This window comes from Nocardioides sp. (genome assembly GCF_050246775.1).
GTDB lineage: Bacteria > Actinomycetota > Actinomycetes > Propionibacteriales > Nocardioidaceae > Nocardioides.
Genome location: NZ_JBFWVK010000004.1, coordinates 45,898 through 56,319, shown reverse-complemented (window position 1 = coordinate 56,319; position 10,422 = coordinate 45,898). Strand labels below are relative to the sequence as shown.

The 10,422-nt window shown below is 68.7% G+C and carries 11 protein-coding genes; 2 read left to right on the top strand and 9 right to left on the bottom strand.

Translation table 11 applies throughout. The features are described 5' to 3' along the window. The first annotated feature begins 2 nt into the window (after nucleotides 1–2). Nucleotides 3–908: a glucose-6-phosphate dehydrogenase assembly protein OpcA gene (locus AB7I40_RS17155; protein WP_428344352.1), complete on the top strand. Its 906-nt coding sequence runs from the start codon at nucleotides 3–5 to the stop codon at nucleotides 906–908. Beyond that, nucleotides 905–1,621 (top strand): 6-phosphogluconolactonase, encoded by a 717-nt coding sequence (pgl, locus tag AB7I40_RS17150; protein ID WP_428344351.1) that lies wholly within the window; start codon nucleotides 905–907, stop codon nucleotides 1,619–1,621. The genes AB7I40_RS17155 and pgl overlap by 4 nt, the downstream gene beginning before the upstream one ends. Before the next feature lie 31 nt (nucleotides 1,622–1,652). On the opposite strand, the gene AB7I40_RS17145 is transcribed toward pgl, so the two are convergent. The 9 genes from AB7I40_RS17145 to uvrC form a co-directional block, all read right to left on the bottom strand. Beyond that, complete coding sequence (locus AB7I40_RS17145; RefSeq protein ID WP_428344350.1) at nucleotides 1,653–2,012, bottom strand: RNA polymerase-binding protein RbpA; 360 nt, start codon at nucleotides 2,010–2,012, stop codon at nucleotides 1,653–1,655. Nucleotides 2,013–2,082: 70 nt separating this feature from the next. Further along, a complete protein-coding gene (gene secG / locus AB7I40_RS17140; protein ID WP_428344349.1) occupies nucleotides 2,083–2,313 on the bottom strand; it encodes a preprotein translocase subunit SecG in 231 nt (76 codons plus the stop codon). Between the two features lie 30 nt (nucleotides 2,314–2,343). Next, on the bottom strand, nucleotides 2,344–3,141 hold the full coding sequence (gene tpiA / locus AB7I40_RS17135) for a triose-phosphate isomerase (protein WP_428344348.1): 798 nt from the start codon (nucleotides 3,139–3,141) through the stop codon (nucleotides 2,344–2,346). Nucleotides 3,142–3,147: 6 nt separating this feature from the next. Beyond that, entirely contained in the window at nucleotides 3,148–4,347 is a 1,200-nt protein-coding gene (locus AB7I40_RS17130; RefSeq protein ID WP_428344659.1) for a phosphoglycerate kinase, read from the bottom strand. A gap of 11 nt (nucleotides 4,348–4,358) precedes the next feature. Further along, on the bottom strand, nucleotides 4,359–5,354 hold the full coding sequence (gap, locus tag AB7I40_RS17125) for a type I glyceraldehyde-3-phosphate dehydrogenase (RefSeq protein ID WP_428344347.1): 996 nt from the start codon (nucleotides 5,352–5,354) through the stop codon (nucleotides 4,359–4,361). Between the two features lie 131 nt (nucleotides 5,355–5,485). Beyond that, nucleotides 5,486–6,472: a DNA-binding protein WhiA gene (gene whiA / locus AB7I40_RS17120; protein ID WP_428344346.1), complete on the bottom strand. Its 987-nt coding sequence runs from the start codon at nucleotides 6,470–6,472 to the stop codon at nucleotides 5,486–5,488. A 43-nt stretch (nucleotides 6,473–6,515) separates the two neighbouring features. Further along, on the bottom strand, nucleotides 6,516–7,484 hold the full coding sequence (locus AB7I40_RS17115) for a gluconeogenesis factor YvcK family protein (protein ID WP_428344345.1): 969 nt from the start codon (nucleotides 7,482–7,484) through the stop codon (nucleotides 6,516–6,518). A gap of 2 nt (nucleotides 7,485–7,486) precedes the next feature. Further along, complete coding sequence (gene rapZ / locus AB7I40_RS17110; protein ID WP_428344344.1) at nucleotides 7,487–8,371, bottom strand: RNase adapter RapZ; 885 nt, start codon at nucleotides 8,369–8,371, stop codon at nucleotides 7,487–7,489. Between the two features lies 1 nt (nucleotide 8,372). Further along, nucleotides 8,373–10,343: an excinuclease ABC subunit UvrC gene (uvrC, locus tag AB7I40_RS17105; protein WP_428344343.1), complete on the bottom strand. Its 1,971-nt coding sequence runs from the start codon at nucleotides 10,341–10,343 to the stop codon at nucleotides 8,373–8,375. Nucleotides 10,344–10,422: the final 79 nt, after the last annotated feature.

Genomic DNA, 10,422 nt, shown 5'->3' with positions numbered 1-10,422 from the left:
AGATGATCGAGCTCATCGACACCAACTCCTCGGCCATCGCCGCAGAGTTCGTCAGGGCCCGCCGCAAGGCCGGCTCACCGGCCATGGGCATGGTCATGACGCTGGTCGTCGTCGTGGACGAGGACCACGTCCGGGAGGCCATGGACTCGGCACAGCAGGCGTCCCAGGAGCACCCGGCACGCGTGCTCGGCGTCATCCTGGGCGGTGGCCGTGGCCCCGCCCGGGTCAACGCCCAGGTCGGCACCGGCGACGGCTGGACCGGTGAGGCGGCGCTGATCCGCCTGAGCGGACCTGTCGTGAAGCACCCCGCGTCCGTGGTCCTGCCCCTGCTCCTCCCGGACTCCCCAGTGGTGGTCTGGTGGGCCTGCACACCACCGGCGGATCCCGGCAAGGACCCCCTGGGGGTGTTGGCCCAGCGCCGGATCACCGACGTCGCCGCGGCTGCGCGCGGGAAGTCCTCCGCGTTGCTGCACCAGTGTCAGGAGTACGCAGCCGGCTCCACCGACCTGGCGTGGACGCGGCTGACACCGTGGCGTGCGCTGCTCGCCGCCTCCCTCGACCAACACCAGGAGAAGGTCGTGTCGGCCTCCATCACGGCCGAACGGATCTCACCGTCGGCCGACCTGTTGAAGGCCTGGTTGGCGCTCCGGCTCCGCGTCGACGTCTCCCGGCACAACTCCCCCGGCCCGGGCATCACCGAAGTCGTGCTCGAGACCCGGTCAGGACCGATCCGCATCGCCAGGCACGACGGTCGACTGGCCACCCTCTCCTCCCCCGGGCAGCCGGACCGACCCGTAGCACTGAAACGCCGGACCGTGGCCGAGTGCCTGGCCGAGGAGCTGCGGCGACTCGACGAGGACGACACCTACGCCGCCACCACCCGCAAGCTCGTGAGGATGTCCACATGAACCGCGTCGAAGTGCAACCGGACGCCGAGACCCTGGCGACCGCGGTTGCCGGCGAGCTGCTCTCGCGGATCGCGGGCATCCAGACTGCCGGTCGGGTGCCGACGATCTGCCTGACCGGCGGCACCATCGCCGATGCCATCCACCGCGAGGTGGTGCGACTCACCCCGGGTTCCGAGGTGGACTGGAGCCTGGTCGACATCTGGTGGGGCGATGAGCGCTACGTGGACCAGGACTCCCCCGAACGCAACGCCTTGCAGGCGCGCGGCGCGCTCCTGGACCACGTCGGGGTCGACCCGGCGAGGGTGCATGAGATGCCAGCGGCGTCGTACGGCGACCTGGAGGCCGCGGCAGCGGCGTACGGCGCCGAGGTGCGAGAGCTTGGGTCCGGTGAGGTCGACATCATGATGCTGGGCGTCGGGCCCGACGGGCACATCGCCTCGTTGTTCCCGGGCTCGTCGCAACTGGACGTCAAGGATGCGATCACCGTCGCGGTCACCGACTCACCCAAGCCGCCGCCGCAGCGCATCAGCCTGACCTTCGAGGCGCTCAACCGCTCGCGGTCCGTGTGGTTCCTGGTGTCCGGCGCGGGCAAGTCGCAGGCCGTGGCCTCAGCGCTCGCCGGTGCCGATCTCCACGAGATCCCGGCGACCGGCGTCAGCGGCTCGGAGGAGACCATCTGGTTCCTCGACCACGACGCGGCCAGCCGGCTCTGACCGGCCGAAGCGGTGCGAGAACGACGCGCCGCTAGAAGATGATGTCGCCGTTCTTGCGCCGGGTGCGCAGGAGCTGGATCGCCTCGTCGAGGATGTCGGCGGCCTCCTTGTCGGAGCGCCGTTCCTTCACGTAGGCGAGGTGAGTCTTGTAGGGCTCGATCTTCGGAGCCGGTGGCGGGTTGTCGCAGTCCAGGCTCGCGGGCAGGCCGCAGCGCGGACAGTCCCAGGACGCCGGCACAGCGGCCTCCACCGAGAAGGTCACCACCGAGCGGTGCTCGTGGGAACAGAAGTAGGTCACGCTCTGCCGCGGGGCGGCTTCGCCACGCTCCGCTTCGCCCATCGGACCGGCACCGACCCGGCTACCGCGAATGGCGTTTCCAGCACCAGCCACGAACACATCCTTCTCTCAGCAGCCGTTGCCGGCCGTTTCGCTGACTGTCGATCGACGGTCAGAGCGTCGTTCAGTAGGCCTTCAGCAGGCCTAGGGCGACGACGCAGGCAAACCAGATGACACCGATCCCGATCGTGAAACGATCGAGGTTGCGCTCGGCCACGGACGATCCGCCGAGGGAGCTGGACATGCCACCGCCGAACATGTCGGACAGACCGCCGCCACGGCCCTTGTGGAGCAGGACGAGCACGATCAGGAGAAGGCTCGCGATGACGAGCAGTACGGTGATGAGAAGAGTCACGATCGATAAGCCTACGTCACGAGTCCCGGATCAGAGCAGGGGCATGTCGTAGAAACGGCAGATTCCGCCGAACTCGTCGACCTGCAGACTCGCGCCGCCCACCAGGCACCCGTCGACGTCGGCCTTGGCCATGATGCCGGCCACGTTCGACGCCTTCACCGAGCCACCGTAGAGAACGCGGACGGCCGCACCGGCTGCCTCTCCGTGCACCTCGGTGATCCTCCCCCGGATCGCCGCGCAGACCTCTTGCGCGTCCTCGGGCGTGGCGACCTCACCGGTGCCGATGGCCCAGACCGGTTCATAGGCGATGACGAGCCCTGCGACCTGCTCGGCGGTGAAGCCGGCCAACGAGCCGTCGACCTGCGCGAGCGTGTAGGCCACCTGGTCTCCGGCCTTGCGCACGTCGAGTCCCTCGCCGACACAGACGATGGGCGTCATGCCGGCGGCCAGCGCCTTCACAGCCTTGGCATTGACGATGGCGTCGGTCTCGGAGTGGTATTCGCGTCGCTCGCTGTGACCCACGACGGCGTAGGAGCAGCCCAGTTTGGCCAGCATGGCCGCCGAGATCTCGCCCGTGTAGGCGCCACCGTCGTGCACGGACAGGTCCTGGGCTGCGTATCTGATGGACAGGCGGTCCCCGTCCACCAGCGTCTGCACACTGCGCAGGTCGGTGTACGGCGGGCAGACCACCACCTCGGCCTTGGCGTAGTCGTGGCGCTTGTCGGACAGCGTCCAGGCCAGCTTCTGGACCAGGACCACCGCCTCCTGGTGATTGAGGTTGGACTTCCAGTTGCCCGCCATCAGGGGCGTGCGGTCATGCTGAGCCATCAGGCGTCAATCCTCCAGGATCGAGATGCCGGGCAGTTCCCTGCCCTCGAGGTATTCCAGACTTGCTCCACCACCGGTCGAGATGTGACCGAAGGCCGCTTCGTCGAAGCCGAGCTTGCGTACGGCGGCCGCCGAGTCACCGCCACCGACGACCGACAGTCCGTCGACCTTGGTCAGAGCCTCGGCCACCGCACGAGTGCCCGCTGCGAACTCATCGACCTCGAAGACGCCCATCGGCCCGTTCCAGAACACGGTGTGCGCATCAGCCAGGGCGGCGGCGAAGGCCGCCGAATCGGGCCCGATGTCCAGACCCAGGGTGTCGGCCGGGATGTTGGAGGCCGGCACGACCCGCGGTTCTGGAGTGGTGTCACCGGTGGGGAAGGTCGAGTCGACCACGATGTCGGTGGGCAGCACGATCTCGACGCCCGAGGCCTCGGCCCGAGCGAGGTACTCCACGCAGGTGCCGAGCTGATCCTCCTCGAGGAGGCTCTTGCCGACCTCGTGGCCCTGGGCCTTGAGGAAGGTGAAGACCATGCCGCCACCGATGAGCAGCTTGTCGGCCTTGCCGAGCAGGTTGTCGATGACGCCCAGCTTGTCGGAGACCTTCGAGCCGCCCAGGACGACCACGTAGGGACGGGCAGGATCAACGGTCAGGCGCCGCAGGACGTCGATCTCCTTGGCCACCAGGCCCCCCATCGCGTGCGGGAGCCTCTTGGCCACGTCGTACACGGAGGCCTGCTTGCGGTGGACCACCCCGAACCCGTCAGAGACGAAGGCGTCGGCCAGGGCGGCAAGTTCGTCCGCGAACGCGCCGCGCTCCGCCTCGTCCTTGCTGGTCTCGCCCGGGTTGAAGCGGACGTTCTCCAGCAGGGCCACGCCGCCGTCCGCGAGGGCGGCGACGGTCTCCCGCGCCGAGTCGCCGACGGTGTCGCTGGCGAAGGCGACCTCGCTACCGAGGAGCTCGCCGAGACGGGCCGCGACCGGGGCCAGCGAGTATCTGGCCTCGGGTGCCCCCTTCGGACGACCGAGGTGGGCGACCACGACCACCCGGGCGCCGGCCTCGGCCAGCGTCCGGATGGTCGGCACGCTCGCGCGGATCCGGCCGTCGTCGGTGATGGTGGTGCCGTCCAGAGGCACGTTGAGGTCCGAGCGGACCAGCACCCGTTTGCCCTGGACGTCGCCGAGTGACTGCAGCGGGCCTTCGATGACTGCCACGGTCAGAGGGTCTCGCCGACCAGGGAGACGAGGTCGACGAGGCGGTTGGAGTAGCCCCACTCGTTGTCGTACCAACCGACGACCTTGACCTGGTTGCCGATGACCTTCGTCAGCGGTGCGTCGAAGATGCAGGACGCCGGGTCGGTCGTGATGTCGGAGGACACGATCGGGTCCTCGCTGTAGCGCAGGATGCGACCGTCGGCCGCGGCCTTCATGACGGCGTTGACCTCTTCGGCGGTGGTCTCGCGACCAGCCTCGAAGGTCAGGTCGGTGACCGAGCCGGTGGGCACCGGCACCCGCAGGGCGTAGCCGTCGAGCTTGCCCTTGAGCTCGGGCATGACCAGGGAGATCGCCTTGGCGGCACCGGTGGAGGTCGGCACGATGTTGAGGGCCGCAGCGCGGGCACGGCGCATGTCCTTGTGGGGGCCGTCGAGCAGGTTCTGGTCACCGGTGTAGGCGTGGATGGTGGTCATCAGCCCCTTGACGATGCCGAACTCGTCACTGAGGACCTTGGCCATGGGCGCAAGGCAGTTCGTCGTGCAGGACGCGTTGGAGATGATGGTGTGCTTCGAGGCGTCGTAGTCACCTTCGTTGACGCCGAAGACGATCGTGACGTCCTCGTTCTTCGCCGGCGCGGAGATGATGACCTTCTTCGCCCCACCCTCGACGTGGGCCTTCGCCTTGGTCGCATCGGTGAAGAAGCCGGTGGACTCGATGACGACGTCGGCACCGAGGTCGCCCCACGGAAGGGCACCCGGGTCGCGTTCCTCGAAGACCTTGAAGGTCATGCCGCTGGCGGTGATGTCGGTGTCGGTAGCGGTCACGTCACCGTCGAGGCGGCCCAGGATGGAGTCGTACTTCAGCAGGGTCGCCAGGGTCTGGTTGTCCGTCAGGTCGTTGACGGCAACGATCTCGATGTCGGCCCCGGACGCCACGACAGCCCGGAAGAAGTTGCGGCCGATGCGGCCGAAGCCGTTGATGCCTACGCGAACAGTCACGGTTGAGCTCCTCAAGACGGTGGACAGTGGTGACCCGCGAAGTGTGACGCAGGCCATGTCGATTCAAAACCCTAGCGCCCAGAGCGTGGACGCGCCGACGGGTGCCCGTTGTACGTGCAAGAAACCCGAGGTCAGGCCTCGTCGGCGAGCATCTCGGGGGTGAGCGATGCCTCGGTGTCGGGGACTCCCAGTTCCTCGGCACGTTTGTCGGCCATCGCGAGCAGGCGGCGGATCCGTCCGGCGATCGCGTCCTTGGTGAGGACCGGCTCGTGCAGCTGGCCCAGCTCCTCCAGGGAGGCCTGCTTGTGCTCCAGACGCAGGGCACCGGCCAGCTTGAGGTGATCGGGCACCTCGTCGCCCAGGATGTCCAGCGCACGCTCCACCCGCGCTCCCGCCGCCACCGCGGCGCGGGCCGAGCGGCGCAGGTTGGCGTCATCGAAGTTGGCCAGGCGGTTGGCCGTGGCACGCACCTCGCGGCGCATCCGGCGCTCCTCCCAGGCCATGAGGGACTCGTGGGCACCCAGCTTGGTGAGCAGGGCACCGATGGCATCGCCGTCACGGATGACCACCCGGTCGACGCCGCGCACCTCGCGTGACTTCGCCTGGATGCCGAGCCGACGGGCCACTCCGACGAGGGCGAGCGCAGCCTCGGGGCCAGGACAGGTGACCTCGAGGGACGACGAGCGGCCGGGCTCGGTCAGTGAACCGTGGGCGAGGAAGGCACCGCGCCAGGCCGCGACCGCGTCACAGCCGCCGCCGGAGACGACCTGCGGGGGCAGGCCACGAACGGGGCGACCCCGCTGGTCGAGGAGTCCGGTCTGCCGGGCCAGGGCCTCACCGTCCTTGACGACCCGCACGACATAGCGACTGCCCTTGCGGATGCCGTTGCCCTGGACCACCACGACGTCCGAGCTGTGACCGAACACGTCAGCGATGTCGCGGCGCAGCCGCCTGGCAGCGGCGCCCGTGTCGAGCTCGGCCTCCACCACGATCCGGCCGCTGACGATGTGGAGACCGCCGGCGAACCTCAACATCGAGGACACCTCGGACTTGCGACAACACGTCTTGGTGATCGGGGTACTTGCGAGCTCGGCTTTCACCTGTGCCGTCATTGCCATGCGGGGAATCCTGCCACTTTCTCAAGGTGCTGTCTCAACGCTGTCACCGGGGTGCAGCGTCCATGATGCGCGCGAAGGCGAGCGCGAGCTTCGCCGGGTCGTGTCTGGGACTGCCATCATCCCTCGCGACGTCGGCCACCACGAGGGCAGCCCCAGCTGATGCGATCGCCTGCTCGAGCGTGTCGTGGTCGGTCACCGAACGCGTATCGGCCAGCACTGTGTGCAGGCGCAACTCGGGAGCGTGCTCGAACAGGGCAGCGAGGTGGTCCTCGGGAGCCCAGTCCATGGTCTCGCCCTGCTGGCCCTCCAGGTTGAGCACGATGAGCACCCTCGCCTCGGTCTGGACGAGGGCCTTGCGCAGGTCGGGCACCATCAGGTGGGGGATCACCGACGTGTACCAGCTGCCGGGGCCGAGCACCACCCAGTCGGCGTCGGTGACGGCTTCGAGCGCGACCGGGCAGGCCTGGGGGTCGGGCGGGTCGAGAGCGATCGTGACCAGCTGACCAGTCGTGGTGGCCACCTCGACCTGTCCGCTGACCGTGGTGAGTGCGCCGGGGGCACCGGGGTCGAGCCCGCGCACCTGGGCGGTGATGTCCATCGGGGTGATCGCCATCGGAAGCACTCGCCCACGCGCCCCCAGGAGCCGCCCCATCCAGTCGAGGGCGTCGACGTGGTCGCCCAACAGCTCCCACAGCGCCACGATCAGCAGGTTGCCGACGACGTGGCCCTTCATCTCGCCATCGCCTGCGAACCGATGCTGGACGACGCGCTCCCAGGTCTGGCCCCACTCGGAGTCTCCACACAGTGCGGCCAGCGCCATGCGCAGGTCGCCCGGTGGCAGGACTCCGAACTCGCCGCGCAGGCGACCCGACGAGCCACCGTTGTCGGCCACCGTCACCACGGCCGTGAGGTCGTCCACCACGCGTCGCAACCCGGACAGGGTGGCGTGCAGCCCGTGGCCGCCTCCGAGGGCGGTCACAGCGATGGGCAGGCGTGGAAGGGCCGCGGGCATGCTCACTCCCGGCCGAGGTCCCGGTGGGTGGCGCGGGCGTCGTAGCCACGCTCACGCAGGCGCGCGGCGATCTCCTCGGTCATGGCCACCGATCGGTGCTTGCCGCCGGTGCACCCGACGGCGACGGTCATGAAGCGCTTGCCCTCGTTGAGATAGCCGCCAGCCGCTGTCTCCAGCACCGGGACGTACTGCTCCAGGAACTGATCGGCCCCCGGGCGCCCTTTGACGTAGTCGGCGACGGCGCCGTCGCGGCCGTTCAGTGGTCGCAGCTCGGGAATCCAGAAGGGATTGGGCAGGAACCGCATGTCGGCCACGAAGTCCGCGTCAACGGGGATGCCGTACTTGAAGCCGAAGCTGACCACGGTGATCTTGAGCCGGGTGGTCTCCGGGGTGCCGAAGGCCTCGGCCACCTTGTCGGTGAGCTGGTGGACGTTGAGATTGGTGGTGTCGATGATGACGTCGGCATCACTGCGCAGATCGGCCAGGGCGACCCGTTCCCGGGCGAGCCCGTCGACCAGCCGACCGCCGCCCTGCAGCGGATGCGGTCGACGCGCGGCCTCCTGGCGGCGGACCAGCACGTCATCGGTGGCCTCGAGGTAGAGCAGCGTGGTGCGCCGTCCTGACTCCCCGTGCGCGAGATTGGCCTGGAGGGAGTCGAAGAACGACCCGGACCGGACGTCGACCACGACGGCCACGGGCTGTTCGACACCACGGCTCTCGTCGACCAGGCGGATCACGTCGGGCAGCAGCGAGGGCGGAAGGTTGTCGACCACGTAGAAGCCGAGATCCTCCAGCTCCTTGGCCGCGGTGGACCGCCCGGCACCGGTCATGCCGGTCACCACGACCACCTCGCCGAGATGGCGCGACGCCGCCTGCTCCGGTGCCATGTCAGTGCTCCTCGATCTCGCCGGTGGCGGTGTTGACGCTGACAGTCTTGCCTGCCTGACCCTCCGTGGCGACCGCCTCCTTGATCGCGGCCGCAGTGCGCGGCCCGATGCCGGGGACGACGGCGAGCTCCTCGATGGTGGCCGCGCGCAGCTTGCGCAGTGATCCGAAGTGCTTGACCAGCGTCTTTCGGCGGACCTCCCCCAGACCGGGGACATCGTCGAGGATGCTCTCCACCATCGTCTTGGAGCGGCGCGAGCGGTGATGGGTGATGGCGAAGCGGTGCGCCTCGTCGCGGATCCGCTGGAGCAGGTAGAGCCCTTCGCTGCTGCGCGGCAGGATCACCGGGTCCTCCTCCGCAGGCAGCCAGACCTCCTCGAGTCGCTTCGCCAGGCCACAGACAGGGATGTCGTGGATGCCGAGGGCGTCGAGTGCCTGCTGGGCGGCAGCGACCTGGGGCGCTCCCCCGTCGACCACGACCAGTCCCGGGGCGTAGACGAACTTCTTGGCCCGACCGGTCTCCGGGTCGATCAGCATCGGACCCTCGCCGCTGGTGGCGCCCGCCAACTCGGGGCCACGTTCGTCGAGGAGTCGTCGGAACCGGCGGGTGATCACCTCGTGCATCGAGGCCACGTCGTTCTGCCCGTCGACCCCTCGGATGACGAAGCGCCGGTATTCACTCTTGCGGGCCAGCCCGTCCTCGAAGACGACCATGCTCGCGACCACCTCGGTGCCCTGGAGGTTGGAGATGTCGTAGCACTCGATGCGCAGGGGGACCTCGTCGAGTCCGAGCGCCTGTTGGATCTCCTCCAGCGCCTGGTTGCGCGCGGTGAGGTCACTGGCGCGCCTCGTCTTGTGCAGCACCAGCGACTGTCCGGCGTTGCGCGCGACCGTCTCCTGCAGGGATCGCTTGTCACCGCGCTGAGGCACCCGAATGCTCACCTTGGTGCCCTTCAGCTCGCCGAGCAGCTGTTCCAGCGTGTGGGTGTCGGGCGGAAGCGCTGGCACCAGGATCTCGCGCGGGATCACCTCGCCCTCCTCACCGCCGTAGAGCTGAAGCAGGAAGTGCTCGACCAGGTCCGCGGTGTCGCCCTCCTCCACCCGATCAGCCACCCACCCGCGCTGCCCGCGGATCCGGCCACCGCGCACGTAGAAGATCTGGACCGCCACCTCGAGCGGATCCTCGGCGAGGGCGATGACGTCTGCGTCGGTGCCGTCGCCGAACACGACCGCCTGCTTCTCCAGCGCCTTGTTCAGGGCCCCGAGGTCATCGCGGAGCCGGGCTGCCTTCTCGAAGTCCAAGGCGTCCGAGGCGGCGTACATCTGCTTCTCGATGCGCTTGACGAAGGCGGTGGTGTGTCCGGCCATGAAGTCGCAGAAGTCCTCGACGATCGCTCGATGCTCCGCAGCGGTGACCTGCCCCACGCAGGGGGCAGCGCACTTGTCGATGTAGCCCAGGAGACACGGCCGCCCGATCTGGCCGGACCTCTTGAAGACCCCGTTGCTGCACGACCGCATCGGGAACACCCTGAGCAACTGGTCGACGGTCTCGCGGATCGCCCAGGCATGGCTGTAGGGACCGAAGTAGCGGGTGCCCTTCTTCTTCGCGCCCCGCCCGACCATCACGCGCGGGAACTCCTCACCCACCGTCACCGCCAGCCAGGGGTAGGACTTGTCGTCGCGGTACTTCACGTTGAACCGCGGGTCGAACTCCTTGATCCAGCTGTACTCGAGCTGCAGCGCCTCCACCTCGGTCTTGACGACCGTCCACTCCACGCTCGCTGCCGTCGTCACCATGGTCGCGGTGCGGGCGTGCAGGCCGGCGATGTCCTGGAAGTACGACGACAGCCGCGCCCGAAGGTTCTTGGCCTTGCCGACGTAGATCACGCGGCTGCGTGAGTCACGGAACCGATAGACCCCCGGCTGCGTCGGGATCGACCCCTGCTCGGGTCGGTAGGTGCTCGGATCGGCCACGGTGAAACCCTACGTCCCGACGCCGACAGTCCCTGCCGCGAGTGCGAGCCGACCGGCTGGATCGGCGTCGATGTCGTCG